This is a genomic window from Streptomyces sp. NPDC093221 (assembly GCF_044753885.1).
In the GTDB taxonomy this organism is placed as follows: Bacteria; Actinomycetota; Actinomycetes; order Streptomycetales; family Streptomycetaceae; genus Actinacidiphila.
Window position 1 is genome coordinate 68,606 of the sequence record NZ_JBIVOA010000013.1, and the last position, 26,767, is coordinate 95,372.

The following is a 26,767-nucleotide window of genomic DNA, read 5'->3' on the forward strand; positions in this document are numbered from 1 at the left end:
GTGTGCTGCTTGGGGCGCGGGGGGGCGTCTCCGGTTGGGTTATGTCTCGCCCGCGGGGGCGGCCCCTTTTGTTCGACCGGGGGGGGGGGGGGGGGGCCCGGGGGCCCCCCCGCCCCCACCGCCCTTTTCCGGCCCTTCCGGTCCCTCACGCGATTGCCTCCCCCGCACAGGGACGATCTCCGGCGTCAACGCCACTACGATGGCGCGGTGTTGGTGAAGTGGATGCGCTGCGGGGTTGTGGATCAGGCGGGGTTCGACCGGGGGCAGCGCAGGTGGGCGGCGCTCAAGGACCAGCCCGGCTTCCGAGGGCAGGGCGGCGGCTGGAGCCGTGCCCAGCCCGGAATGGCGCATCTCTTCGCCTTCTGGGACAGCCGGCGGTCCTACGACGCCTTCATGGCCGGGCCGCACGATGGGATCGCCGCGTCGCAGGGCGACACCTACGAGATGCTCGCGGTGAATCTCTTCGAGCACCGGCTGGACGTCAAGGTCGGCTTCGAACCGACCTTCGCCGACGTCGATGTCCTGCGCGTCGCCCTGTGCAAAGTGCGGCCGGACCGTGTCGACCACTTCACATCGATGCAGCAACGGGTGTGGAATCCCGCCATGGCGGGTTCTCCCGGCATGCTGCGCGGCGTCTTCGGCCAGGGTCCGGGAAACGACTTCCTGGTGCTGTCCATGTGGAATTCGGCGACGGAGCGCGGTAAATACCGCGAGGGAGCGGTGACGCGGCTGTCGGAGCGCGCCGAACTCGACACCGATGTGGTGTCCGTGGCGGGTGACGTGGTGGATGTGGTGCAGGGGTGGACGGTCTGAGAGCGGATGGCTCGGGTGACACGGGTGGTGCCGACCGCCCGCCGGATATAGGCGGCGCTGTCACGGGTGGGGTGGAAGCCACCGCTGTGACAGCAGTGGCGGCCGACGATACGCAAGCCCTTTCCCCGCACCAGGTGCGGCTTTTCGGGGCCGCTTATCGGATGCTCGGATCGGCGTGCGCGGCGGACGAGGCCGTACGGCACGCGCTCACCCGTACGGCCGACACCGGCGCGGGTGACGCGCTGCCCGAGCTGGTCCGCGAGGTCTTCGGCGCGATACGGGCCGTGCCCGAGCAGGCGGCGCGGCACCGGCGTGAAGCGCACGCGGGCTCCTGGCTGCCGGAACCGGTGCTCACCGAGGGCGGCGCGATGGGCGCCCTGGGCGCTCTGGAGACGGTCGAGAGCCGGGAATCGGTGTCCATGGCGCGGCTGGTCGCGCTGGAACGCCTGTCGTCGGCCGAGCGGGCCGCGTACGTCCTGCGGGAGACCTTCGGCTACGGGTCGGCGGAAACCGCCGTCGTCCTCGGACTGCCCGAAGTGCAGTGCCGCGCCCTGCGGCGCCGGGCACGGCAACGGGTGCGGGAGTCCGCCACCGGCGTTGACCTGCCCTGGCCGCAGCGGCGGCAGCTGGCCGAGGACCTGATGCGGGCCGCTTCGCACGCGGACCAGCAGGCGCTGGCGGAACTGCTCGCCGACGACGTGGTGGCCTGGTCGGACGGCGGCGGTGTCCCCGGGACGGCCCGGCGTCCCGCCCTTGGAGCCGCCAAAGTGGCCCGTTTCCTGGCCGGACTGATCAGCCAGGCACCGGCGGGAACGCGCGGCCGGATCGTCGAGATCAACGGCGACGCGGCGGTGCTGGCGACGACCGGGGATGTCGTGGTGGCCGTCGTGGCGCCGGAGTTCGGGCCGCAGGGGCTGGTCGGCATCCGCACGGTGGCCGATCCGGGACGACTGGTGTTCCTCAACCGACAGTGGGCGCGGCGGGGGTTGCGGCGCTGACCGGTGCCTGCTCTTTCGCCTGCGCGCTCACCTGCTCTTTCGCTTGCGCGCTCACCTGCTCCTTCGCCGATGAGGCCGCGCCTGTGCTCGCGTCTACGCTTGTGGTCGCGCGTGCCCCGGTGGGTCCGTCCGCGCTCAGCAGCTTTGCCAGGGCGGTGGTGATCTGTTCCCCCAGGCTCGCGTCCACCGGCGCGTGGTGGCTGATCAGCCGGTACCACATGGCGCCGAAGGCGAAGTCGACCGCGAGGTCCAGCGTCCGGTCCTCCCCGGCCAGTTCACCGCGCTCCACCCCGCGGGCCAGGAGCGCGCGGAGCGCCTGCCGCCGGGGCCCGATCACCGTGGACTGGAGCCGCTGTGAGAGGTCCGGGTCGTGCTGGGCATCGGCCATCAGTCCGACCAGGGCCTTGCCGGTGAGTTTGCGGGTGAGCACGAAGGTGGCGTCGAGCAGCGTACGGACGTCGCGCAGCGTGTCGCCGCTGTCGGGGTCCAGGTGCTCCGCCTTGCGCAGACCCAGGTCGCGCAGGGCGTCGAGCAGGACGTCCTGCTTGGCGGGCCACCAGCGGTACACAGTCTGGCGGCCGACCCCCGCGTTCTCCGCGATGCCCTTCATGGTCAGGGCCTGATAACCGCCGTCCTGGCAGAGCCGCAGGGCCGCGTCGAGCACGGCGCGGCGGGCGGTCTCACTGCGGGGTCTGCCCCGCGCGGGTGTCTCGTCCACGAATCCACTTTACAAGGCATGGTGTCTCGCATACTCTTAACGAGTCAGCATGTCTCGTAAATGGAGCTCGCAATGAACGAACGCGTTGTCGGCGGCCGGGGGGAGCGCCCCGAGGGCAAGGCCGAAACCGACTCCCGGCGGACGATCCTGATCACCGGTTCCACTGACGGCCTGGGTCGCTGGCTCGCCATACGCCTCGCGACCGACGGAGCCCGTGTGCTGATCCATGGCCGCGACGCCCGCCGGGCCGAGGAGGTTCGCGACGCCATACGGGAGGCGACGGGTGAGGACCGCGCGGAGGTGCTGCTCGCCGACGTCTCCGATCTCGGGCAGGTCGACCGGCTCGCCGACGAGGTGCTGGCCCGTGCCGACCGGCTGGACGTGCTGGTCAACAACGCGGGAATCGGGACCGCCTCGCCGGGCGGAGCGCGGGAGGCGGACGAGCACGGCGTGGAGCGGCGGTTCGCGGTGAACTACCTGGCGGGGTACCGGCTCACGCACCGGCTCCTGCCCTTGCTGACGGCGTCGGCGCCGTCCCGCATCGTCAACGTCGCCTCCGCGGGTCAGCAGGCGATCGACTTCGGCGACCCGATGCTGACCAAGGACTACGAGGGCGGGCGGGCGTACACGCAGAGCAAGCTCGCACAGGTCATGTTCACCTTCGACCTGGCCGAGGCGTTGAAAGGCACCGGTGTGACGGTGAACGCGCTGCATCCGGCCACGTACATGGACACCACCATGGTCAGAGAGGGAGGCATAGCGCCGTGGAGCTCGGTGGAGGAGGGCGGGGAGGCGACCTTGCGGCTCATCGAAGGCACCGATGTCGGCACCGGCCGGTACTTCAACGGCACCCGGGAAGCCAGGGCCGACCGGCAGGCGTACGACGGGGACGCCCGACGTCGGCTGCGGGAGCTGTCGGAGGAGCTGACGGCGCGACTGTGAGGCGGATGACCCCCGGATCAGCGCGCCGGAGCGACAGTCGCGCAATAGGCTGATCGTCATGGGACGCCCTCGCCGCATTGTGCTCATCCGGCACGGCGAGTCCCAGGGAAACAGGGACGACACCATTTACGAGCGGGTGCCGGACCACGCCCTGGAACTCACCGCCACCGGCCTTCAACAGGCGAGGGAGGCGGGAACGGGTTTGCGTGAGCTGTTCGGCGAGGAACGGGTCCAGGCATTCGTCTCTCCGTACCGCCGCACCTGGCACACCTTCCGGGCACTGGGGCTCGACCCCCGGCTGACCCGGGCCAAGGAGGAGCCGCGCCTGCGGGAACAGGACTGGGGAAACTGGCAGGACGTCGAGGACATCCAGCGGCAGCGCAAAGCCCGCGACGCCTACGGCCACTTCTTCTACCGCTTCGCGATGGGGGAGAGCGGCGCGGACGTCTACGACCGGGTCGGGGCCTTCCTGGAGACGCTGTACCGCGCCTTCGACAAGGAGGACTTCCCGCCGAACGTGCTGGTGGTCACCCACGGGCTGACGATGCGGTTGTTCTGCATGCGCTGGTTCCACTGGACGGTGGAGGAGTTCGAGGCGCTGTCCAACCCCGACAACGCCGAGACCCGCACACTCCTGCTCGGCCCCTCCGGCGGCTATACCCTGGACCGTCCGTTCGCGAGGTGGCGGACGCCCGGCCCGCCTGGCGGCGGGGAGTGGTGAAGTCGGCCGGTGACTTTGGGCACACGGAGATTGACCGGGATTGAACACGATGTCAGAGTTTCCGACGCCATGACCCCTCACACCACTGAAACCGACCGCGCCGCGCGCGCCGTGGCCAGCCTCCGCGGGCTGGCCGTGGGCGACGCCCTGGGCTCCCAGTTCTTCGTCCCCGCCAACTACCCGGCACTTCAGAACGGCCAACTGCCACCCGGCACATGGGAGTGGACGGACGACACGGAGATGGCCTGCTCGGTGGTCTCGGTGCTGATCAAGCACGGACGCGTCGACCAGGACGCCCTGGCCCACTCCTTCGCCGAGCACCACGACTTCGACCGCGGCTACGGCCCGGCTGTCAACCGGATGCTGCGGCTGATCCGCCAGGAAGGCGGCGACTGGCGGGAACTCGCGGCCGGCCTGTTCAACGGGCAGGGCTCGTGGGGCAATGGCGCCGCGATGCGGGTCGCGCCCCTTGGTGCCTGGTACGCGGGTGACGCCGTCCAGGCCACCCACCAGGCGGAGATCTCCGCCTACACGACGCATCAGCACCGTGAGGCGGTCGTCGGGGCCATGGCGGTCGCCGCCGCGGCGGCCCTCGTCGCCGACCCCACGGGACCCCAGGCACCGTCCGACCTTCTCGGCGCGGTTCTCGACCTCGTACCGCGCAGCGCGGTGCACGCGGGTATCCGACGGGCCAGGGACATGCTCGACTACGCGGACGTCGCCACGGTGGCCGCCGTGCTGGGCTGCGGGCGGCGCACCAGCGCCCATGACACCGTGCCCTTCGCCCTGTGGGCGGCGGCCCGCCATCTCGACGATTACGAGCAGGCGTTCTGGACCACCGCCAGGGCCGGTGGAGACGTGGACACGACCTGCGCGATCGTCGGCGGCATCGTCGCGTCCCGGCCGGGCGGCCAACCGCCGGTCGACTGGCGGGAGCGGACCGAAGTCCTCCCGGACTGGGCGTTGTCCGACTGACCGACCACCGTGGGACGGCGTGAAGCAGCGGGGTAGGCTTGGTACTGCCATGCCGTACGAACCACCCACCCACAGCGTCGAACGCTCCCTTCGTGCCACCCTCGGGGCGCGGACCGTGGCGGGTGTGGACGAAGTCGGCCGCGGCGCCTGGGCCGGACCCGTCACCGTGTGCGCCGCTGTCACCGGACTGCGTCGCGCGCCCGAGGGGTTGACCGACTCCAAGCTGATCACCCCCAAGCGCCGGGCCCGGCTGGCCGCCGTCCTCGGCGACTGGGTCACCTCCTACGCCCTCGGGCACGCCTCACCCGAGGAGATCGACGACCTCGGGATGACGGCCGCGCTCCGGCTGGCGGCCGTACGGGCGTTGGAGGGACTGCCGGAACGGCCGGACGCGGTGATCCTCGACGGCAAGCACAATTACCTCGGCGGTTCCTGGAAGGTCAGGACCGTGATCAAGGGCGACCAGTCCTGCGTCGCGGTCGCCGCCGCGTCCGTCATCGCCAAAGTGCAGCGGGACACGGCGATGGCCGAACTCGGCGCGGATTACACGCCGTTCGCCTTCGCCGACAACGCCGGATATCCGTCTCCTGTTCACCGTGCGGCCCTGGAGGAGTTGGGGCCCACCGCGCAGCACCGGATGTCGTGGTCGTATCTGGACGCGCTGCCCCGCTGGCAGCACCTCAAGAAGGTCCGTCAGCCGGTCGAGTCAGGGGAACAACTCGGTTTCGATTTCTGATCCACACGCCACCCCCCGCTGCGCATCCGTGCGGCATTTGATAGACATCAACTCATGCCTCTCATCCCCGAGGAGCCTCAGATTCACGAGAGCGTCCCGGGTCCCCGTACAGCTCCGGCCACCGGCCGCAGTGCGTCGACCCCCCGTCCTGTCCCCGGTCCGCCGCGGCCCGCAGCGCCGCGTCCCGCGCCGCCGAGGGAAGCCGCCGCAGGCGTCGGTCCGGGCCGTCACGGCCCCGCCCGTCCCATCGGTACCCCTGGTCCCGCCGCACCCTCCGGCCCGGTGACCCCGGCCGCGACGGCGGTTCCTCCCACCGTGCCGCAGCAGCGCACCCAAGAGCCCGCCGCCGCCCAGATCCAACTCATCCCCGCGCCGACCGACGGTGCGCTCGACGCCGCCGACGAGACGGTCGACCTGCTCCTTGACACGGGTCGGGCACCCGGCGAAATCCTGGTCCTCACCACCGGTGACCAGCACCCGTGGGCGGCGCACGAACTCACCTTCGGCGAAGCGTCCTACTGGGCGCAGTACGACGCGGCCGACGATGTCTTCTACGCAGACATCTCCGCCGAACGCACCGCCGGGCGACCGGTCGTGGTCGTCGCCGTCAACGGCGGCAGCGACGACACGCTGCCGAGGGCGCTGGCGGGCGCATTGGCCAACGCGGGCGTCCTGCTGATCGTCTGCGGCGACCCGGCCAGGGTCAATTCCCTGCTGGGCGCCAGCGCCTGACCGTCAGCGCGCGGCCGCGCGGCGAAGAGCCTGCGTCGTCCCACCGGGGATGCCGTGCGCCGCGTCGCCCGGCCGCCGCGACCACGAAGCGGCGTTCGGTGTGCGGCCGACGCGATTCTCGCCGATCACATTCCAGCCGTCGGCGGTCAGGGTGACGTACGACCCGGAGCGAAGGCCGTGCAGGGTGCAGGCGTCACGCAGCCCCCACATCCACGCCCCGTCCTCCTCGGTCCAGCCGGGACCACCGTCCCGGCAGACCATCAGGACAGCGGTGCGTACCGGTTTGCGCAGTCGCAGATCGTGCGGGATGACGCGGCGCAGGTGCGAGAGCAGCGCATTGCGCCGCTCCCAGCCGTCGACCACCCCGCTGCGGGCGGTGAAGGAGGCGCTGGCCCGGATCCGGCCGTCCGGGTCGTACACCGCGATCACCGCGGTGGACGGGGACGGCAGGTGCCGGGCGTGCAGGTCCTTGATCACGTCACGCGGATTGGCCAGCAAAGGTACGCCGATGCCTGCCCATTCGGCCGGCTCCAGAGTGCGCGACGCGAGGGAAGTTGCGGCGGAGGACGTCTCCGGAACGAAGCCGATGGTCACGGTCCTCCTTTCATGGATGCACCCGTAGACCGGGCGCGGGCGCACGCCGGTCAGATGGCTCGATGAGCCGATAGGGGATCCGGCATCAATTCTCGCTCCCGTATTGCCCCGCGGCAACGGGCAATTGAAGCCGCCGACCGGTATGGACCTGTCCGCCGCTTAGATCCTGTCCCGTCCGGCGCCTCGCCACGCACATTCACCCCTGAACGGCCAGGACCAGCGGGAAGACAGCCGTCGCACCGGCCCGCCGCAGCAGCCTGGCCAGGACCGCCAGTGTCCAGCCCGTGTCGGAGAGATCGTCGACCAGCAGCACGGGACCGGGATTCGCCTGAAGGGCCGCGGCCAACTCCTGCGGTACGACGAAAGCCCCGTGCAGGGCGCGTACCCGCTGTGCGCTGTTACTGCGCGGTACGCCGCCCGGGTCTCCCTGATCCGCGTACTCGACCCGGCCGAGCAGGGGCATTCTGCCGACCTCGGCGATACGGGTGCTAAGCGATTCCACCAGCACGCCGTGGCGGCGAGAGGCGACACCGACCACGCCGACCGGGCGTGCGGGGGCGTCCGGCGCGCCGCTGGCCCAACCGCCGGGCCCCTTGGCCCAGTCGGCGAGCACCTGGATCACGGCGTCCACCGCTTCCGGCGAAACCGGCTGGTCGACGGCTCCTTCGGCGAACAGCGGCCGCAGCCGGTTGCCCCACCCGATGTCGGACAGACGGCCCAACGCCCGCCCGGTGGACGCCTGTTCCGTCGCCGGAATACGCCCCTTGAGCGCGACCCCGATCGCCTCGAGACCGGTCGGCCACATCTTGCGTGCTTCCAGCTCGACTCCGGGGCGCCCGAGCGCCGCGCGTGCCGCGTCCAGCGCGGCGTTCGACACCTCCAGCGGGAAGCGCGCGCCCGCGCAGTTGTCGCAGCGTCCGCAGGGCGCGGCCTGCTCGTCGTCCAACTGCCGGCGCAGGAACTCCATCCGGCATCCGGTGGTGGTCGCGTAGTCCCGCATGGCCTGCTGCTCGGTCTCGCGCTGGCGGGCCACCCACGCGTACCGCTCGGTGTCGTACGCCCACGGCTGCCCGGTCGCGGTCCAGCCGCCGCGCACCCGGTGCACCGCGCCGTCGACGTCCAGCACCTTCAGCATGATCTCCAGGCGGGAGCGGCGCAGATCGACGCGTGTTTCCAGCGCGGGGATGGACACCGGGCGGTCGGAGGCCGCGAGCACTTCCAGGGTGCGGCGCACCTGCTCCTCGGGCGGGAAGGCGAGCGACGCGAAATACCGCCAGATCGACTCGTCCTCGCGCCCGGGCAGGAGCAGGACCTCGGCGTGGTCGACGCCGCGTCCGGCGCGGCCCACCTGCTGGTAGTAGGCGATCGGCGACGAGGGCGATCCGACGTGCACGACGAATCCGAGATCGGGCTTGTCGAAGCCCATGCCCAGGGCCGAGGTGGCCACGAGTGCCTTGACACGGTTGGCGAGCAGATCCGCCTCGGCCGCCTGCCGGTCCGCGTTCTCCGTCTTCCCCGAGTAGGAGGCGACGGGGAAGCCGCGCTGCCGCAGGAACGCGGTGATCTCGTCGGCCGCCGCCACGGTGAGGGTGTAGATGATGCCGGAGCCCGGAAGCGTTTCGAGGTGGTCGGCCAGCCAGGCCAGCCGGTGGGCGGCGTCGGGCAGTCGCAGCACGCCGAGCGACAGGCTCTCGCGGTCCAGCGGGCCGCGCAGGATGAGGGCGCCTTCCTGACCAGCCCCGCTGGCGCCGGTACCGAGCTGCTCGGCGACGTCGGCGGTCACGCGGGCGTTGGCGGTGGCCGTGGTCGCCAGCACGGGGACGCCGGGCGGCAGATCGGCGAGCATCGTCCTCAGCCGTCGGTAGTCCGGGCGGAAGTCGTGACCCCAGTCCGAAATGCAGTGCGCCTCGTCGACGACGAGCAGGCCGGTGGTGGCGGCGAGCTTGGGCAGCACCTGATCGCGGAAGTCCGGGTTGTTGAGGCGTTCCGGGCTGACGAGCAGGACATCCACCTCGCCCGCCGCGACCTCCGCCTCGATCTCGCCCCATTCCTCGGTGTTGGACGAGTTGATCGTGCGGGCCCGGATGCCCGCGCGTGCGGCGGCTTCCACCTGGTTGCGCATGAGGGCCAGCAGCGGCGACACGATGACCGTCGGGCCGCTGCCCCGCTCGCGCAGCAGAGCCGTGGCCACGAAGTACACGGCCGACTTCCCCCAGCCGGTGCGCTGGACGACCAGCGTTCTGCGGCCGTGCGCGACCAGCGACTCGACGGCGAGCCACTGGTCCTCGCGGAGCCGTGCGGTGCCCGGCTCGGCGCCGACGAGTCGGCTCAGTACGGTGTCGGCCGCGGAACGCAGCGCGGTGGGGGTCTCGGTCATGCCCCCATGCAACCTGATCGCACCGACATCGCGCCAACCCCGCTCCGTGGCCTGTGGATAACTCCACCGAAAGTTATCCACAGGTTTTTGGGGGGTCTGGTGTGATTCGCGCGATTACGGCATCGTCGATCTCATGACACAGAGCAACGAGATTCAGCACGGAGAGTCATCATCCGAAGCGGCCGACGTCAAAGTCACCTTGCGCGGGCCCGCCGACCTGGCCGACGCATTGCCGTACTTGATGGGTTTTCATCCCAATGACTCCGTCGTGCTCGTCGCACTGCACGGCGAGCACGGCCGCTTCGGCGGCCGACTGCGACTGGGCCTGCCGGAGGACCCGAGTGAGTGGCCGGAGACCGCCGACCAACTCGCCGACTGCCTCGTGAGAAACAGCACCCGGCGCGGTGGGCGACCCGACGCCATCGTGCTGTTCCTGTGCCGGGACCCGCGTGAAGGAGAGCGCGCGTCGGCCGTGATGGAAAGGCTGAGGCCGCTCGCCCAGCGGATCCGGGTGGCCTGCGGGGCGCTGGACGTGCCCGTCGTCGAGGCGTTGTGCGTCTCGGCCGGCCGTTGGTGGTCGTACTGCCGCCCCGCGGAGACCGTCCCGGCGGAGGGAACGGTCCTGGCTCCGCCCGGCCGGTCCACGATGGCGGCGGCCAGCGCCTACGCGGGAATCCCGGCGCCGGGTTCGCTGCGGGACATGGAAGCCAGGCTGAAGCCGTCCGAGGCGCGGAATCGTGATCACGAGATCGCCCTCGACGCGGCCTGCGCCGAATTGGTGCCCCGCATGCTCGACGACGGTGACTGTGAGAGCGTCCGGCAGCGAACACTCGCCCTGGCCCGTGCGGCACTTGAGAAGTTCCGCTCCGCGCCGCGGATCGACGATCCCGCGCGTGCGGACCGGCGGGACGACCGGCTCCTCTCCGACGACGAGGGCGCGGCGGTCATCCTCGGCCTCCAGGACCGCACGGCACGCGACCGCGCCGCCGAATGGATGGAGCCCGAGCGAGCGGACGCCGCCCTTCGACTGTGGCGGGCGCTCGCCCGGCGCTGCGCAGGACCGTACGCGGACCATGCCGCGGCCCCGCTCGCCCTGGCGGGCTGGGTCGCCTGGTCCTCGGGGGACGAGGCCGAGGCGCGGGTCGCCCTCGGCCTCGCGCTGGACCTCGAACCCCAATACACCTTCGCGCGGTTGCTCCACCACTCCGTCAACGAGGGTCTGGACCCTGAGCTGTTGCGGCGGAGCCTGCGGCAGGAGCGGCGGCAGCGCGTGATCGCCTCGACTACAGCTCGCCGCGGGCCAGTCGGATCAGCCGGTCGAGGACCCGGCCGCCACTCACCCGGAGACCGTCGTGTTCGAACTCGTCGGTGACCCAGGTCCGCAGCCCGCGCACCGCACGCGCGGTGGCCAGCGAGTGGGCGGTGTCGACGTACATGTCGTCGTGGTAGATCGCCGCCGCCACCGGAATCTCATTGGCCGCCAACTGGCGGGTGTCATAGAGGTCCGGCCACTTCTCGCGGCGCGCGACAAGCTCCGCCGTCTCGCGCAGTGGTGCGAGCGCCGGATCGGACGTGAACATCCACGGATGGATGCTCTCTCCCGTGAACAGCACGGGAGCGTCCCCTGCCAGCGCGCGCTCGGCGTCGAACCGCGGGAATTCACCGCGGACGGCCTCGGCGGCCCAGCCGGTGCCGTGAGGAGAGACGGACCCCTGTCCGTAGACCGACTCGTGCAGCACCGCGTAAAGGGGATTCGCGGCGAAGGACAGATGCTGCTGGACCTGGGAGAGAAAGGAGTCGGAGAAGACGGGACCGGAGGGACCCGTCACGAACGCGTACTCCAGCAGGTAGTGCAGGGTGTGCGAACCGGTGCCGGTGCCGAGCATGAGACCGAGGGACTGGAACGCCTCAGGTGTGAGGCGGCCTCCGCCGGGCAGCGACACCGCCTCGTCGCGCAGGCGGCGGACGATGGTGCGCACCGTCTCGACGTCTTCGGGGTAACGGGCGTAGTGACCGGCGTTCTTGCGCTCGATGCGGGGATAGGCGGCGCGGTAGACGGCCTCGGCGGTCACATCAAGACCCGGCAGGCCGCCCGTGACGAACACCTCCCGCAGACCTTCGGGCGCCGACGACAGATAGGTGACCGCGCAGAAGCCGCCGAAACTCTGGCCCAGCACGCTCCAGCGCGCGTCCTCTCCGAGGAGCTGACGCCTGATGAATTCGCAGTCCCGGACAATCGAGTCGGCCCTGAAGTACGACAGGTAGTGCGCCTGGGCGGCGGCGTCGCCACGGGTGGGCAGCGTCTGGCGGGTGGCGGGCGTGGAGCGCCCGGTGCCGCGCTGGTCGAGCAGCAGCACCCGGAAGTCGTCGAGCGCGCGCGGCAGCCAGCCGTCCCGTCCCAGCGGGCGCGGCGAGCCGAAGCCCGGACCGCCCTGGAGATACAGCAGCCAAGGCAACGACTCGCGCTCCCGGCCCGCCGCCACGACCTCGCGGGCGTAGACCTCGATCCGCTCCCCGTCCGGGGAGGAGTGATCGAGCGGTACGGCGAACGTGTGGTCGGTGATGACGGTGCCTGGCTGGCGGTGGACGGTCATGGAGTCTCTTTTCGGGGGTGCGGGCCGTGCGGGGAGCCGGGGCTCCCGTTCAGGAACGGTAGACGGGCCGTGACCTGTGCGCTCGGCGGGGCGTTCACCCGGCGTGCAGCACTCTCCCGGAAGACGAATCCCGTACGAGCGGGCGGCGGCTCCGGCCGTCGCCCGGGCCGCACGCGCGGCGGAGGACGGAGCCCGGTGAGCACGCCGCCGGTCGTCGCACCGCGCCGGGCGGCACCCGGCCCGGTACCCGTCCACGACGCCGTCATCTGCGTGGCGGCGCCGGCCCTCGCGGTGTCCGCACAGCACGGGCAGATGCGCGGCGACGGTCTGGACGGCTTCTACCGCGACGGCAGGCGACTGCTGAGCCGCTGCGAGCTGACGGTCGCGGGAGCCGAACCGGTGACCGTGCAGGCCAGGCTGCTCGACGCGGGACGGGCACGTTTCCTGGCGGTCGTCCGGACACCCGGCGACCGTGGCCCCGACCCGGTCGTCACGGTGGAGCGTGTCAGGACCGCCGAGGGCGGTGAGCGGATCACGTTCGCCAACGCGGGGCCGGTACGGGTGGCGCTGCCCGTCGAGATCGCGTTCGGCACGGATCTCGCGGCGCTCTCCGCGGTGGCCGCAGGGCAGGCCGGGGCGGATCTGACGGCCGGCGTCAGCGGCTCGGGGCTGCGCTGGTCGAGCGGCGGGGGATCGGCGCGGGTCACCGCGACTCCCGCGCCGGACGCGGCGCTGGGCGCGTCGGGACTGCTGAGGTGGGACCTGGAGGTGGCGCCGGGAGCGGCACGGACGATCGAGCTGCGGGTGGAGCCGGCACCGGCGGCCACGGCGGCGGGCAGCGCGCGGTCACCGGTCGGCGACAGACCGCCGCCGATGTGGGCCGACGCGCGGCTGGAGGGCGACGACCCCAGAGCCGGTGTCCTGCTGGACGCCTCGCTCGGGGACGCACAGGCCCTGCTGCTCCGCGCGCCGGAACATCCCGCCGACCTCTACGTCGCGGCCGGGGCGCCCTGGCGGATGGGGCTGGCGCCCGTGGACGCGTTGTGGGCGGCGCGGATGCTGCTGCCGTTCGGCACGCGGCTGGCGGCGGGCACGCTCCGCATGCTGGCCAGGTTGCAGGACCCCGCGACGGGCCGTGTGCCCGGAGTGCCGCGGCACTCCGGACCGCACCTGCCGCCGTTGGACTCGGGCGTGGAGGCGACGCTGCTCTTCGTGACCGTGCTGGCCGAGGCCCGACGCTGGGGGCTTCCGGCTCGCGAGGTGGAGCCGTTGCTCCCGGCGGCGGAGCGGTGCCTCGGCTGGATGCGGGCGGCGACGACGGATTCCGGCCTGGTCGTGGACCCGTCGGCGGAGGGTCCGGTGCGGGCGGAGGTACAGGCGTACGCGTATCGCGCGGCGGTGCAGGGTGCGGATCTGCTCGACGCCCACGAACGGAGTGGGGCGGACGGCTGGCGGGAGTACGCGGCGGCGCTGCGGGCGGGCTTCCGGCGGGGATTCTGGCTGGAGGATCCGGGCGGTGGGCGGCCCGCGCTGGCGCTGGCCCCCGGGGGAAGACCGGTGCCAGTGCTGTCCTCGTCGCTCGCGCACCTCCTCGACACCGGGCTGCTCGGCGAAGGGGTGCTCGCTCCCGGGTTGTTGGACAAGGGGCAGACGGAACAGCTCGGCAAGCTGTTCGCCGCGCCGGACATGAACTCCGGGTGGGGTCTGCGGACGATGTCGGCGAAGACGCCCGGCTTCAGCCCCTTCGGCCACCGCGGAGGCGCGGTGCGCGTCCATGAGACGGCGCTCGCCGTGTCCGGACTCGCCGCGGCGGGGCTGGAGAAGGAGGCGTCCGCGTTGGTGGGCGGGGTGCTGGACGCTGCGGCGGAGTTCGGACTGCGGATGCCGGAGATATACGGGGGCGAGCAGCGTTCTGCGGGCGGTGCGCCGTGCCCGCACCCCATGGCGTGCCGTCCGGCGGCGGTCGCGGCGGCCGGGGCCGTCCATCTGCTGACGGCGCTCGCCGGGGTGCGGCCGGACGCGCCGGGCGGCACGGTGGCGGTCCGGCCGATCAGCGCCGCGCCGCTGGGAGCCGTGCATCTGACGGGGTTGCGGGTCGCGGAGCAGCCGTTCTCCATTCGGGTCAGCCGTCTGGGGATGGCCATGATCGAGGAGGCGGCGCCGGGACTGCGCCTCGGGACCTGACCATGGGCGGGGACCGAGCGGAGAGGGACGGGAAAACGTATCGATCCGATAGGGATCAGGCTCCCGATCCGGCTGATTATCGTCAGGCAGACGACTATGATCGCGCCATGTCGCCCTACGACCCGTCGGCTTTCCCGCCCTTCGCCGTCACCGTCGACCTGGTCGTGCTGACCGTGCGACATCACGCGCTGTGCGCACTGTCGGTAAGGCGCGGCGAGCCGCCCTTCCAGGGGCGGTGGGCGCTGCCCGGCGGATTCGTCCGCGAGGACGAGGATCTTTCCCGGGCCGCGGCGCGGGAACTGGCCGAGGAGACGGGGCTCCGGGCGCAGAGCGGCGCTCATCTGGAGCAGCTCGCCACCTACGGGGATCCGCAGCGCGATCCGCGGATGCGGGTGGTCAGCGTCGCGCATCTGGTGCTCGCGCCCGACCTGCCCGCGCCCCGGGCGGGCGGTGACGCCCGCAGCGCGCGCTGGGCGCCGGTCGGGACGTTGCTGGGCGAAGGGGGACAGGAGCACGCGGGGGAGACGGCGCCGCTCGCGTTCGACCATGCCCGGATCCTGGGGGACGGGGTCGAGCGCGCGCGGTCGAAGATCGAGTACTCGTCGCTGGCCACCGCCTTCTGCCCGCCCGAATTCACGGTGGGGGAGCTGCGGCGGGTGTACGAGGCGGTGTGGGGTGTCGCGCTCGACCCGCGCAATTTCCACCGCAAGGTGACCGGCACGGTCGGTTTCCTCGTGCCGACCGGGGGGACGACGACCCGTCAGGGCGGCCGTCCCGCGCAGTTGTTCAGGGCGGGCGGGGCCGCACTGCTCAATCCGCCGATGCTGCGGCCCGAGGTGTAGAACCGGCTCTTTCCGCAAAACGCCCATTTGCGGAGCTATGGTGCAAGGGTGATCCAGGCCATCGGGTTGACCAGCATGCCCCGCCGCAACGCCCCGCCCGCCGTCACCGACCTCACGTTCGACATCAGGGCCGGTGAAGTCACCGGCCTGCTCGGTCCCGCCGGATCGGGAAAGTCCACGGCGCTGCGCCTGCTGCTCGGGCTGGAGGGCGGACGCGGCGCCACCCTCGTCGACGGCCGGCCGCTGCGCGACCTCCCCCACCCCGCCCGCGTCGTCGGCGCCCTCCTGGGTGACGTGCCCGGACATCCCGGACGCACCGCCCGAAGCCACCTCCGCATGCTCTGCGCCGCCTTCGGACTGCCCGCCACCCGCGCCGACCAGGTGCTCGACCAGGTCGGCCTCGCCGAGGTCGCCGAACAGCGGCTCGGCACGTACTCGCTGGGCATGGACCGCCGTCTCGGTTTCGCCGCGGCCCTGCTCGCCGACCCCCGCGCGCTGATCCTGGACGACCCGGTGCGCGAACTCCCGGCCCGCGAAGCCGCCTGGGTGCACGCGCTCGTACGACGGCATGTCGCCGCCGGGGGCGCGGTCCTGCTCACCGGCCGTGATACCAAAGCCCTCGCCCGTACCGCCGACCACGTGATCGCGATCGACAAGGGGCGCCTGGTCGCGGACCAGTCGGCCGCGCACTTCGCCCGCACGAGGATGCGCCCGTACGTGGCCGTCCGCTCGCCCTACGCCGAGCGCCTGGCCACGCTGCTCACCGAGGACGGCGCCGAGGTGATCGCCGCGACCGGCAGCCGTATCGCCATCTACGGCACCAACTCTGCCGCGGTGGGGGAGACCGCCTACCGCCACGGCATCCTGCTGCACCACCTCGCCGACGAGAGCGGAAACGGCGTCACAACCCCGGACGTCACCCCCGAGGCAGAAGGCGGCGTGGCGGCCGCCGTACCGCCCGCCCTGCCGCAGCCGCGGCGGCGTCCGGCACGGCAGCACGGCCCGGTCCGGCCGCTGCGGTACGAACTGCGGCGCGCCTTCGGGGTCCTCACGCCGTGGCCGATCGCCGGAGCGGCGCTGGTCGGCTCGGTGCTCGGCACGGTCCTGATGGCACGCACCGGGGCTGTGTCCGTACCGCCGTTGCGGTTGATCTCCGGATGGGCGGTCCGGCTGCCGCTGCCCGCGGCGGCCGTGGGCGCGGGCGTGCTGGGCGCACTCGCCTACGGGCAGGAGTTCCGCTACCCCGCCCTCGCGCCGGGGTACGGCCCCGAGCCGCGGGTCCTGCGGCTGCTCGGCGCCAAACTCGCCGTGAGCGGAGTCTGCGCGCTGCTGCTCGCCGCGTTCGCCGCCGTCGCCGACACCCTGGTGCTGCGGCTGACCCTCGGCCCGGGAAAGGCGCCGGATCTGACGACGCTTCCTGCCGCGCTCGGCGGGTGGGCGGCGCTCGCCGTCGGCTGCGCCTGGGCGGGGGTGCTCGCGGCGGGCGTGTTCCGTACCACCGCGCTCGGTGTGGCCGCCGTCCTCGCCGTACCGCTGCTGGTCGCTCCGGCCGTACGGGGACTGTTCGGTGGGCCGGTGGCACGACAACTCGCCGACGCGGGCGGAGCGTTGTGGTCGGTGGTCAGCGGGGTCTCGCAGGGCGGCGGCGGAACGGTCGAGGGACTGCTGCGCTTCGCCGCCCAACCGGTGGTCTCCGCGCTGTCGTTGTCACTCACCGTGCTGGTATGCGCCTATCTGGCAACCGCGTTGCGCGGACGGCGACGCTGGCGCCGCCCAACTGCCCCACGCGTCAGCCGAACTGCGCCGCTTACCAGCAAGAAGGGATGATTCATCGCCATAAAACGTCAATTATGAGGTGATGAGCGCTCACCCTTTCGTGTGCTTTTCAGCAAAGCCCTCAAGGCGCGCATCGGCATCGCCGACAAAGGATGCGTGAGTACCCTTGCGCACACCATGATGACCGCGGCTCGTTCTGCCGACTCCGGAATCGCCGGATCGGGCGAGCTGGACCGCTATTCGTACGCCGAAGCCCCTGGCACCGACCGACCTGGACTGACGTCCTGGGAGGGCATGGAGCCGGATATGAACCGGATGGGCCGCCGGGCCGGCGGCAGCCGTGGCCGGGGACTGCACGGACAACTCGTCCAGCAGCTCGGGCAGATGATCGTCTCCGGCGATCTGGGCGCCGACCGCCCGCTGGTCCCCGAGGAGATCGGCCAGCGCTTCGAGGTCTCCCGCACCGTGGTGCGCGAGTCCCTGCGCGTGCTGGAGGCCAAGGGCCTGGTCAGCGCCCGGCCCAACGTCGGAACCCGGGTCCGCCCGGTGAGCGACTGGAATCTGCTCGACCCCGACATCATCGAATGGCGTGCCTTCGGGCCGCAGCGCGACGACCAGCGCCGCGAACTGCTCGAACTGCGCTGGACGATCGAGCCGCTGGCCGCCCGGCTCGCCGCGGGCCACGGCCGCGAGGACGTACAGCAGCGCCTCGCCGACATGGCGGAGATCATGGCGCACGCCGCCGCACAGGGCGACGCGCTGACCTTCTCCAGGGCCGACGCCGAATTCCACGCCCTGCTCCTCCAGGTCGCGGGCAACCGGATGCTGGAGCACCTGTCGGGGATCGTCTCCTCCGCGCTGCACGTGTCCGGCGGCCCGGTGACCGGCTGCGACCGCCCCGGCGACACCTCGGTCGGCCTGCACCAGCGGATCGTCGAAGCGCTCGCCGAGAGCGACGGCGGCACGGCGGAGGCGGCGATGCGCCAGCTCCTCACCGTCCTGCCCGAGCAGCCCGAGTCCGCTCCCGCCGACCACGTCGTCCCCGGTCCGCGCGAGCAGCACTGACCGTGTCGCCCTCCGCCGCGGGCCCCGGAACACCTGGGGTCGGCGGCGGTCCCATGTGGTCCCCCGTGGCTCTCCCGGCCGGTCTCCCGCGCCCTCGCACGACCGAACGGGTCATGTGTCCGGATTTATGACCGATCTGCACGATTTAGGGTGTGACTCGGGCCACGTAGGGTGGGCGTAACGCTTGGCGAGGCAGCGCGATGACTTAAGAGGTGGCCACGGCACAAGGAATATTCAGCGACGATTTTGACGCTGAGTGGCTGTGCGGTTCCACCGAGTCGTTCCCATCGTTCCGAGAGGTTGTTCGTGTCGGCCAGCACATCCCGTACGCTCCCGTCCGAGATCGCCGAGTCCGAGTCTCTGATGGCGCTCATCGAGCAGGGTAAGGCCCAGGGGCAGATCGCCGGCGACGACGTGCGTCGGGCGTTCGAAGCGGACCAGATTCCGGCAACCCAGTGGAAGAACGTTCTGCGCAGCCTCAACCAGGTCCTCGACGAGGAGGGTGTGACGCTGATGGTGACTGCCGCTGAGGCGCCCAAGCGCACCCGTAAGAGCGTCGCAGCCAAGAGCCCGGCGAAGCGTACTGCCACCAAGACGGTCGCCTCCAGGGCGACCCCTGTCAAGAAGACCGCTGCGCCCAAGGCCGCCGCCCCGGAGGCGGAGGCCGAGGCCGAGACCACGGTGGAGCCATCGGTGGAGGCGGAGAGCCCAGCAAGGAAGGCGCCGGCGAAGAAGGCCGCCGTCAAGAAGACCGTTGCCAAGAAGGCCCCCGCCAAGAAGGTGGCGGCCAAGAAGACGGCCGCAGGCGAGGACGAGGCCGTCGACGCGGAGGAGACGGTCGAGGAGGCCGCCGCGGGCAAGGGCGGCGAGGAGGAGACCGAGAAGTCGGAGTCCGAGAGCTTCGTGCTCTCCGACGACGACGAGGACGACGCGCCCGCACAGCAGGTCGCCGTCGCCGGTGCCACCGCCGACCCGGTCAAGGACTACCTCAAGCAGATCGGCAAGGTCCCGCTGCTCAACGCCGAGCAGGAGGTCGAGCTGGCCAAGCGCATCGAGGCCGGTCTCTTCGCCGAGGACAAGCTGGCCGCGGCCGACAAGCTCGCCCCCAAGCTCAAGCGCGAGCTGGAGATCATCGCCGAGGACGGCCGCTGGGCCAAGAACCACCTGCTTGAGGCCAACCTCCGCCTCGTGGTCTCGCTGGCCAAGCGCTACACCGGTCGCGGCATGCTCTTCCTGGACCTGATCCAGGAGGGCAACCTGGGTCTGATCCGCGCGGTCGAGAAGTTCGACTACACCAAGGGCTTCAAGTTCTCCACCTATGCCACCTGGTGGATCCGGCAGGCGATCACCCGCGCGATGGCCGACCAGGCCCGCACCATCCGTATCCCTGTGCACATGGTCGAGGTCATCAACAAGCTGGCCCGCGTACAGCGCCAGATGCTCCAGGACCTGGGCCGCGAGCCCACCCCGGAGGAGCTGGCCAAGGAACTCGACATGACCCCCGAGAAGGTCATCGAGGTCCAGAAGTACGGCCGCGAGCCGATCTCCCTGCACACCCCGCTGGGCGAGGACGGCGACAGCGAGTTCGGTGACCTCATCGAGGACTCCGAGGCGGTCGTGCCGGCCGACGCGGTCAGCTTCACGCTGCTGCAGGAACAGCTCCACTCGGTGCTCGACACCCTCTCCGAGCGGGAGGCGGGCGTGGTCTCCATGCGCTTCGGCCTCACGGACGGGCAGCCGAAGACGCTGGACGAGATCGGCAAGGTCTACGGGGTCACGCGCGAGCGGATCCGGCAGATCGAGTCCAAGACGATGTCCAAGCTGCGTCACCCGTCGCGGTCCCAGGTGCTGCGCGACTACCTGGACTGACCCGGCCGGGCTGACCCGACGTCATTTCCGCGGAGTTCTCCGGAGTCCTTCGGGCCTCCGGAGAACTTCGCGGACGTCTTTCGGGCGACATGGCCTCTTTGCGGATGCGGCCTCCGGCCCTATCGATCACTCTGGGTGTCCAGAGTGCTCCACAGGGTCAGGAGGCCGCATGCGTTTCCCCTTCCGTGCCGTGACCGGTCGTCGTCGTGCTGTGATCGGCGGTCTCGCGGCGGCGCTGTTGCCGACGCTGGCCGTCCCGCTGGCCGCGCCCGCGACCCCGGCCGCCGCCAACGGCGTCGTGATCGGTGGCAACCCGGCCAGCACGGACAGCACGCCATGGGTGATGGCCCTGGCCAGCCGCAAGCGCTTCGGCTCCGGCAGGTCCGGCCAGTTCTGCGGCGCCGTGGCCGTCGGGCCTCGTACGGTGATCACCGCGGCCCACTGCTTCGGCCGTGAGGCGCTCGGAGTGAGCGACTGGCACCAACTGCCCGACCTGCGTGTGATCGCCGGTCGTACGGACCTCAGCGGCGGTCGTGGGCAGGAACTGGGCCTGTCGCAGGTGTGGGTCAACCCCGGCTTCGACTCGACGACGAACTCCGGCGACATCGCGGTCATCACGCTGGCGACAGCGCTGCCGAAGGGCGCCACGATCCCGATCGCGGACTCCTCCGACGAGCAGGACTACCGGGCGGGCACTCAGGCGCAGGTCTACGGGTGGGGTGACACGACCGGCCGCGGCACGTACTCGAACACGCTGCGTTCCGCGACGGTCACGGTTTTCGCGGACACGGTGTGCGCGCAGGCGTATCCGGGGAGTTTCGACGGCACTTATGTGCGCGCCTCGATGATGTGCGCGGGCGCCAAGGGCGGCGGCCGGGACGCCTGTCAGGGCGACAGCGGCGGCCCGCTGGTCGTGGGGGACCGGGTCGTCGGTCTGGTCTCGTGGGGCAGCGGCTGCGCGGAGGCGGCCTATCCAGGGGTCTACACGCGCGTCTCGGCGATGGCCTCACTGGTGGCGGCGCACAGTAGCTGAGCGCTGGCGCAACGCGGTCGAGTGCTGGCGGAAACCAGCTGAGCTGCGGCGGGCCGCGGTTGAACGGAAGACGGCGGGCGGACACCCCCTGGAGGGGTCTGTCCGCCCGCCGACTCGAATTCGTCGCTGATGCGAAGTGTCAGCGCTCGTCTTCTCCCGCCGTTGCCGGGGTGTCGGTCAGCCGTCCGGTCTCGTCCTGTATTTCCGAAGCGATCTTCTTGAGCTCCGGCTCGAACTTGCGTCCATGGTGTCCGCAGAAGAGCAGCTCACCACCGCTGATGAGGACAACGCGCAGGTATGCCTGAGCGCCGCAACGGTCGCAGCGGTCTGCCGCTGTCAGCGGACTCGCGGGGGTCAGAACAGTAGTCACGTCGCCTCTTCTCTAGCTCGACGAGCTGTCGTACCAGGGTCAACATCCAACCAGGCCGAAAACGTTCCCGCTCTCAGCTTTTCCTCGAAAACCGACCTCGGGGTGACTGGATGTTACCGATTGGCGGCGAATAGGAGTCAGTTGCGTCAGATGTCGCTTATGGAGCTGTTGTCCGGACTTGCTCCCGGCTGGCTTGCCGGTTGTTGCTGAGGACGTGCCCGGAGCCTAAATGGTTCATGCCTCTTTGGGAACGTGACATGTGTATCACTCGCGCGGGTTATCGAACGCATGCTCGAAGAGGGCTAGCATGGAAGCCGGGACGAGGGCCGTGTTGAGGCCCGGATACCGGGTCGCGGCGCTGTCACCCCTCCCGGCATCGGTACCCTCTCACCGACACGGCTGAAAAAAACTTCAGAACATTCCTGATCGAGGAGCTGCCCGCGTGACCGCCGAAACATCCGTGCCGTCCTCTGCGCTGCTGACGGGTGCAGATCGCGACGGCTCCAACTACACCGCGCGGCACCTGCTCGTCCTCGAAGGGCTGGAAGCGGTTCGCAAGCGGCCCGGTATGTACATCGGGTCAACAGACAGTCGCGGTCTGATGCACTGCGTCTGGGAGATCATCGACAACTCCGTCGACGAGGCGCTCGGCGGTCACGGCGACCGCATCGAGGTCATCCTGCACGAGGACGGCTCGGTCGAGGTCCGGGACAACGGCCGCGGCATCCCGGTGGACGTGGAGCCCAAGACGGGCCTGTCCGGCGTCGAGGTCGTCATGACCAAGCTGCACGCCGGCGGGAAGTTCGGCGGCGGCTCGTACGCGGCCTCCGGCGGTCTGCACGGTGTCGGCGCGTCCGTGGTGAACGCGCTGTCGGCCCGGCTGGACGTCGAGGTCGACCGCAACGGCGCCACGCACGCCATCAGCTTCCGCCGCGGGGTCCCCGGGATCTTCACCGAATCCGGCGCCGAGGCGCCCTTCGACCCCGCCAGCGGGCTCACCAAGGCCAAGCGGGTCCCCAAGACCCGCACCGGCACCCGCGTGCGCTACTGGGCCGACCGGCAGATCTTCCTCAAGGACGCCAAGCTCTCCCTGGACCACCTGCACCAGCGCGCCCGCCAGACCGCCTTCCTGGTGCCCGGCCTGACCATCGTGGTGCGCGACGAGCGCGGCATCGAGACCGACAAGCCCGTCGAGGAGGTCTTTCACTTCGACGGCGGCATCAGCGAATTCTGCGAGTTCCTCGCCCCCGACAAGCCGATCTGCGACGTCCTGCGCCTGTCCGGCAGCGGCACCTTCAAGGAGACCGTGCCCGTCCTCGACGACCGCGGCCACATGACCCCCACCGAGGTCACCCGCGAGCTGGGCGTCGACATCGCGCTGCGCTGGGGCACCGGCTACGAGACGACCGCCAAGTCCTTCGTGAACATCATCGCCACCCCCAAGGGCGGCACCCATGTGACCGGATTCGAGCGCTCCGTCACCAAGACGATGAACGAGGTGCTGCGCTCGGCCAAACTACTGCGCGTCGCCGAGGACGACATCGTCAAGGACGACGCCATGGAGGGCCTGACGTCGGTGATCACCGTGCGTCTGGCCGAGCCGCAGTTCGAGGGCCAGACCAAGGAAGTGCTCGGCACCTCCGCCGCCAACCGCATCGTGGCCAATGTCGTCGCCACCGAACTGCGCGAGTTCCTGACCTCCACCAAGCGGGACGCCAAGGCCCAGGCGCGCGCCGTCCTGGAGAAGACCGTCGCCGCCGCCAGGACCCGCATCGCGGCCCGGCAGCACAAAGAGGCGCAGCGCAGGAAGACCGCGCTGGAGACCTCCTCGCTCCCCGCCAAGCTGGCCGACTGCCGCAGCGACGCCGTCGACCGCAGCGAACTGTTCATCGTCGAGGGCGACTCGGCACTCGGCACCGCCAAACTGGCCCGCAACTCCGAGTTCCAGGCGCTGCTGCCGATCCGCGGCAAGATCCTCAACGTCCAGAAGTCGTCCATCTCGGACATGCTCAAGAACGCCGAGTGCGGCGCGATCATCCAGGTCATAGGAGCCGGGTCCGGCCGCACCTTCGACATCGACCAGGCCCGCTACGGCAAGGTCATCTTCCTGGCCGACGCCGATGTCGACGGCGCCCACATCCGCTGCCTCCTGCTCACCCTTTTCCAGCGCTATATGCGCCCGATGGTCGAACAGGGCCGGGTGTTCTCCGCCGTCCCCCCGCTCCACCGCATCGAACTCGTCCAGCCCAAGAAGGGCCAGGACAAGTACGTCTACACCTACTCGGACAACGAGCTGCGCCAGACCCTCCTCGACCTCCAGCGCCGCAACGTCCGCTACAAGGACAGCATCCAGCGCTACAAGGGCCTCGGTGAGATGGACGCCAACCAGTTGGCCGAAACCACCATGGACCCCCGCCACCGCACCCTGCGCCGCATCAACATCAGCGACCTCGAATCCGCCGAGCAGGCCTTCGACCTCCTGATGGGCAACGAGGTCGCCCCCCGCAAGGAGTTCATCACCAACTCCGCCACGACCCTGGACCGGTCGCGGATCGACGTCTGACCTGCGGCCGGGCCGGGCGTCAGGGGGTTGTTGGGTTCTGGAGGGTGCGGCGGAGGCGGGCGGCGGGGGCGGGGCGGTCGGCGGCGGTGAGGAGTTCTATGAGGCGGGAACCGACGCGGTGGTGGAGGGCCGGGCCGCCCTGAGGGGAGATCGCGTAGAGGTCCATGATCTCGGTGGCCTCGTCGAAGAGGGTGAGGGCTTCGTCGAGGCGGGGGTCGGCCGGGGTGACGCGGACTTCCGCGGCGATGAGCAGGGCCCCCGCGAGGCGGTGGAGGGCCACGGGGTCCTTCTCGGTCATGCGGCGGCAGACCATGACGCACTCGTCGGCTGTGTCGGTGGCCTCGGCGAAGCGGCCCGTGACCATCAGCGCGCCGAGCAGGACGCCGAGAGCCTCGGCCAAGGTGTGCTGTTCGGCGATCGCCTCGCGGGCGCTGACGCGGCGGAGGATCGCGACGCTCTCGTAAGCCGCGGTCAGGCTCTCCTCCGGGCGTTGGGCGACGAGCAGGCGTACGGCGAGTCCGTTGAGCCCGTCGGCGAGTTCGCGCTCGTAGGCGGCGGGATTGACCCGGGCGAGGTCGCGGTAGAGCTCGACGGCCTCGTGGGCCAGCGGGACGCTGTCGGGATCGCCGACACGTTCGAGGGCGGCGGCCAGGTGATAGAGCGCGTTGGCCAGGGACATGGCGTGGGCGGACGGGTCCTTCGCGTGCAGACGGCGGCGCAGGGCGACGCTCTCCCGGCCGTGTGAGACCGCCGACCGCGGACGGTCGATACGCAGGTGGCACACGCCGAGGGCGGCCAGGGCGGCGGAGAGGTTCGACTCGTGCTTGCCGGGCTCTTCCGCGGCCAGCGCGCGCAGGAGCGTCACGGACTCCTCCAGGGCAGCCGTCGCGTCGTCCCAGCGCTGCGCGTACGACAGATCCCGTCCGATACCGAGCAGGCCGCTCGCCAGGTCGGGGCGGTACTGCTCGTCGTACGCGGCCAGCCTGCGCTGTACGGCGACGGCTTCCTCGGTGGCGGCCAGGGCCTCCGCCCGGCGTCCGACCTCGCCCAGGCGGTCCGCGTACGCCTTGAGGGCGAACGCCAGATTGCCTTCGACCACGGGGACGAGCGAGGGATTGGGGACGCCGTCACGGGCGATGGCCCGGAACTGGGCCAGGACGGCCTCGGATTCGGCCAGCGCCTCCTCCAGCCGACCGGCGTGGTGGAGGCGGACGCCGTGTTCGTGCCGCTCCGCGGCCTGGTCGTTGGGGTTTCTGGCGCGCTCCAGGCGGTGCGGGAGCAGCCGGGTGCTGACGGCGGCGATTCCGGGGTCCAGGTCGGGACTGCGCCGGTTGAACGGCGGGAAGAACATCGCGACGGCTTCGAGGAGTTCGGGGCTGATGTCGTCAAGGGCGGCGAGCGTGGCCAGCGCGGCGCTGCCCCCGATGACGGCGAGTTGAGGGGCCGTGCCGAGCAGCGGGAACAGGTGGAGGGGGCCGACGTGGGGCCAGCGCTGGGCGGCGGCGGTCAGAAAGACCACGGCGCGCGGCATCCAGCTTCCGGTGACCGCGTCGCTCACCACGTCGGTGCCGCTGAGCATGGCGCTGACGGTGCGCCCGGCCCAGTCCTGGGCCGGGTAGTCGGCCCGGTGGCCGGGAAGGGTCAGCGCCAGGAAGTCCTCGGCGAGCCGGTCCGGGTACAGCGGTTCCAGGACGGTGTCGCGGTCGGCCTCGGCCGGTGGGTAGCAGACCGCGTGATCCGCGAGGATGCGATCGGCCGGCAGCCGGACCGCGAGGTCGCTGATGGCCACCCGCCCCTCCTCCGGGCTGACCGGCCCGGTGAGCGCCGCGGTGAACACGGTGCGGTTCATGAGCGCGGGCGAGGTGCGGAACGCTGGTGCGGACGGGGCGATCTCGTGATCCGGGTCCCCGTACAGCCGCGCCCAGTGCAACTGCTCCCGGTCCAGCAGATAGCTGGACAGGCCCGCGAGGTCGGTGGGCGCGCGCAGCCCGTGGGCGTCGGCGTCCACGGCGACCAGGGCGGCCATGTGCACGGCCAGGGTCAGGCCGAAGGCCGCGTCACCGAGCGGGGCCGGTGCCGCGATGCCGCCGGGGGAGACGCCGTAACGCGCGGCGAAGCTGTCGCGGGCCACGGCGAACATCTCGGACCGCGGGGACGCGGCGGCGCCGTCACCGCCGACCTCGTCGGACAGCGGCGCGAGCCGTTGCAGCGAGGTCCTGGCCTGCTGGTTCGCGAGAGCGGCGCGCACGCTCGGCCAGACCTCGTCGCCGCGGGCGATCAGCAGCACCCGGGCGCCGCGCCCGCTGTCGCGGTGCACCAGCGCGTTGCCGAACAGCCACATGAGATGGGTCAGCGGCCAGCGGTCGGCGTAGTCGACGACCAGCAGCACACCCGCGTCGCCCCGGTCGCGGAGGTCCTGACTGCCAGGAGGCGGCAGCACGCTCCCCGGTCCGTGGGTGGCGGTGACGACCTGCCAGCCCTCGGCCAGCGACTCCTGCGCGAAGCGGTCCGCGAGACGGGTCTTGCCCTGTCCGCCCGGCGCGCACAGCCACTGCACGGCCAGCGGACCGCCGCCGTCGCGCCAGCGCCGCAACGAGGTCAACTCGGCGGTGCGTCCGGTGAACTCCACGACCCGGAAACGCGCGTTGAGCATCCGGCTCGGTACATTCAACAGAAAGCCGTCGTCCGGCAGGACCGGCGGCTGCCAGCGTTGCAGCAGGTAGACCGGGACGCCGTCGCCGAACACGTGGATGTCCGCGCCCACGACCCCGTAGGCGAAACCGCTCTCGGCGCGTACGGACTGGCTCACGCTCCCGCCTCCCCACCGTGCGGTGTCCGGCGCTCCACGTTCCGCTGGCCGAGATC

Annotated in this window: 21 protein-coding genes; 15 read left to right on the plus strand and 6 right to left on the minus strand. The window is 71.2% G+C overall.

Features of this window, described 5'->3' with window-relative positions; translation table 11 throughout:
• Window positions 1-207 precede the first annotated feature (207 nt).
• Window positions 208-813 carry a DUF4937 domain-containing protein gene (locus tag ACIQCJ_RS33765; protein WP_391049019.1) on the plus strand — a complete coding sequence of 202 codons (606 nt, stop codon included), beginning with the start codon at window positions 208-210 and terminating at the stop codon, window positions 811-813.
• A gap of 161 nt (window positions 814-974) precedes the next feature.
• Window positions 975-1,811, plus strand: coding sequence for a sigma factor-like helix-turn-helix DNA-binding protein (locus ACIQCJ_RS33770; protein WP_402713633.1), 837 nt, complete (start codon window positions 975-977; stop codon window positions 1,809-1,811).
• Here the strand turns inward: ACIQCJ_RS33770 and ACIQCJ_RS33775 are convergent.
• Window positions 1,774-2,529 (minus strand): TetR/AcrR family transcriptional regulator, encoded by a 756-nt coding sequence (locus ACIQCJ_RS33775; RefSeq protein ID WP_402713635.1) that lies wholly within the window; start codon window positions 2,527-2,529, stop codon window positions 1,774-1,776. The two genes, ACIQCJ_RS33770 and ACIQCJ_RS33775, sit on opposite strands and share 38 nt — an antisense overlap.
• A 72-nt stretch (window positions 2,530-2,601) precedes the next feature.
• Between ACIQCJ_RS33775 and ACIQCJ_RS33780 the strand changes: the two genes are divergently transcribed.
• The 5 genes from ACIQCJ_RS33780 to ACIQCJ_RS33800 all read left to right on the plus strand — a co-directional run bounded on the left by ACIQCJ_RS33780 (window position 2,602) and on the right by ACIQCJ_RS33800 (window position 6,635).
• Complete coding sequence (locus ACIQCJ_RS33780) at window positions 2,602-3,471, plus strand: SDR family NAD(P)-dependent oxidoreductase (protein ID WP_355338245.1); 870 nt, start codon at window positions 2,602-2,604, stop codon at window positions 3,469-3,471.
• A 58-nt stretch (window positions 3,472-3,529) separates the two neighbouring features.
• Complete coding sequence (locus ACIQCJ_RS33785; protein ID WP_401857237.1) at window positions 3,530-4,192, plus strand: histidine phosphatase family protein; 663 nt, start codon at window positions 3,530-3,532, stop codon at window positions 4,190-4,192.
• A gap of 69 nt (window positions 4,193-4,261) precedes the next feature.
• The gene (locus ACIQCJ_RS33790) at window positions 4,262-5,167 is read left to right on the plus strand and encodes an ADP-ribosylglycohydrolase family protein (RefSeq protein WP_402713638.1); all 906 of its coding nucleotides are present in this window, start codon (window positions 4,262-4,264) and stop codon (window positions 5,165-5,167) included.
• A gap of 49 nt (window positions 5,168-5,216) precedes the next feature.
• The gene (locus ACIQCJ_RS33795; RefSeq protein WP_355338254.1) at window positions 5,217-5,903 is read left to right on the plus strand and encodes a ribonuclease HII; all 687 of its coding nucleotides are present in this window, start codon (window positions 5,217-5,219) and stop codon (window positions 5,901-5,903) included.
• 54 nt (window positions 5,904-5,957) lie between these two features.
• Window positions 5,958-6,635 carry a hypothetical protein gene (locus ACIQCJ_RS33800; RefSeq protein WP_402713640.1) on the plus strand — a complete coding sequence of 226 codons (678 nt, stop codon included), beginning with the start codon at window positions 5,958-5,960 and terminating at the stop codon, window positions 6,633-6,635.
• 3 nt (window positions 6,636-6,638) lie between these two features.
• Here ACIQCJ_RS33800 and ACIQCJ_RS33805 read toward each other — a convergent pair whose 3' ends face one another.
• The gene (locus ACIQCJ_RS33805) at window positions 6,639-7,229 is read right to left on the minus strand and encodes a hypothetical protein (RefSeq protein ID WP_355338259.1); all 591 of its coding nucleotides are present in this window, start codon (window positions 7,227-7,229) and stop codon (window positions 6,639-6,641) included.
• Between the two features lie 196 nt (window positions 7,230-7,425).
• Window positions 7,426-9,606, minus strand: a complete 2,181-nt coding sequence (locus tag ACIQCJ_RS33810; RefSeq protein WP_402713642.1) for a DEAD/DEAH box helicase — start codon at window positions 9,604-9,606, stop codon at window positions 7,426-7,428.
• 133 nt (window positions 9,607-9,739) lie between these two features.
• Between ACIQCJ_RS33810 and ACIQCJ_RS33815 the strand changes: the two genes are divergently transcribed.
• A complete protein-coding gene (locus ACIQCJ_RS33815) occupies window positions 9,740-10,978 on the plus strand; it encodes a DUF4192 domain-containing protein (RefSeq protein ID WP_402713644.1) in 1,239 nt (412 codons plus the stop codon).
• Here ACIQCJ_RS33815 and ACIQCJ_RS33820 read toward each other — a convergent pair.
• Window positions 10,890-12,200: an alpha/beta fold hydrolase gene (locus tag ACIQCJ_RS33820; protein WP_401725351.1), complete on the minus strand. Its 1,311-nt coding sequence runs from the start codon at window positions 12,198-12,200 to the stop codon at window positions 10,890-10,892. The two genes, ACIQCJ_RS33815 and ACIQCJ_RS33820, sit on opposite strands and share 89 nt — an antisense overlap.
• Window positions 12,201-12,395: 195 nt before the next feature.
• Here ACIQCJ_RS33820 and ACIQCJ_RS33825 point away from each other — a divergent pair, with 195 nt between their 5' ends.
• The 6 genes from ACIQCJ_RS33825 to ACIQCJ_RS33850 all read left to right on the plus strand — a co-directional run bounded on the left by ACIQCJ_RS33825 (window position 12,396) and on the right by ACIQCJ_RS33850 (window position 20,969).
• On the plus strand, window positions 12,396-14,384 hold the full coding sequence (locus ACIQCJ_RS33825; protein ID WP_402713646.1) for a glycogen debranching N-terminal domain-containing protein: 1,989 nt from the start codon (window positions 12,396-12,398) through the stop codon (window positions 14,382-14,384).
• A 107-nt stretch (window positions 14,385-14,491) separates the two neighbouring features.
• Window positions 14,492-15,226, plus strand: coding sequence for an NUDIX domain-containing protein (locus ACIQCJ_RS33830; protein WP_402713648.1), 735 nt, complete (start codon window positions 14,492-14,494; stop codon window positions 15,224-15,226).
• A 48-nt stretch (window positions 15,227-15,274) separates the two neighbouring features.
• Window positions 15,275-17,053, plus strand: a complete 1,779-nt coding sequence (locus ACIQCJ_RS33835; protein ID WP_402713650.1) for an ATP-binding cassette domain-containing protein — start codon at window positions 15,275-15,277, stop codon at window positions 17,051-17,053.
• Window positions 17,054-17,158: 105 nt separating this feature from the next.
• Window positions 17,159-18,067: a FadR/GntR family transcriptional regulator gene (locus tag ACIQCJ_RS33840; RefSeq protein WP_355338277.1), complete on the plus strand. Its 909-nt coding sequence runs from the start codon at window positions 17,159-17,161 to the stop codon at window positions 18,065-18,067.
• A 306-nt stretch (window positions 18,068-18,373) separates the two neighbouring features.
• Window positions 18,374-19,936: an RNA polymerase sigma factor gene (locus tag ACIQCJ_RS33845; protein WP_391048985.1), complete on the plus strand. Its 1,563-nt coding sequence runs from the start codon at window positions 18,374-18,376 to the stop codon at window positions 19,934-19,936.
• 169 nt (window positions 19,937-20,105) lie between these two features.
• On the plus strand, window positions 20,106-20,969 hold the full coding sequence (locus tag ACIQCJ_RS33850) for a S1 family serine peptidase (RefSeq protein ID WP_402713653.1): 864 nt from the start codon (window positions 20,106-20,108) through the stop codon (window positions 20,967-20,969).
• A 139-nt stretch (window positions 20,970-21,108) separates the two neighbouring features.
• Here ACIQCJ_RS33850 and ACIQCJ_RS33855 read toward each other — a convergent pair whose 3' ends face one another.
• On the minus strand, window positions 21,109-21,339 hold the full coding sequence (locus ACIQCJ_RS33855; protein WP_188286081.1) for a hypothetical protein: 231 nt from the start codon (window positions 21,337-21,339) through the stop codon (window positions 21,109-21,111).
• Between the two features lie 442 nt (window positions 21,340-21,781).
• On the opposite strand from ACIQCJ_RS33855, the gene ACIQCJ_RS33860 reads away from it, so the two are divergent.
• Entirely contained in the window at window positions 21,782-23,902 is a 2,121-nt protein-coding gene (locus ACIQCJ_RS33860) for a type IIA DNA topoisomerase subunit B (protein ID WP_402713655.1), read from the plus strand.
• Window positions 23,903-23,921: 19 nt separating this feature from the next.
• Here the strand turns inward: ACIQCJ_RS33860 and ACIQCJ_RS33865 are convergent, their stop codons facing one another.
• Window positions 23,922-26,711, minus strand: a complete 2,790-nt coding sequence (locus ACIQCJ_RS33865) for a hypothetical protein (protein WP_402713657.1) — start codon at window positions 26,709-26,711, stop codon at window positions 23,922-23,924.
• Between the last annotated feature and the right edge of the window lie 56 nt (window positions 26,712-26,767).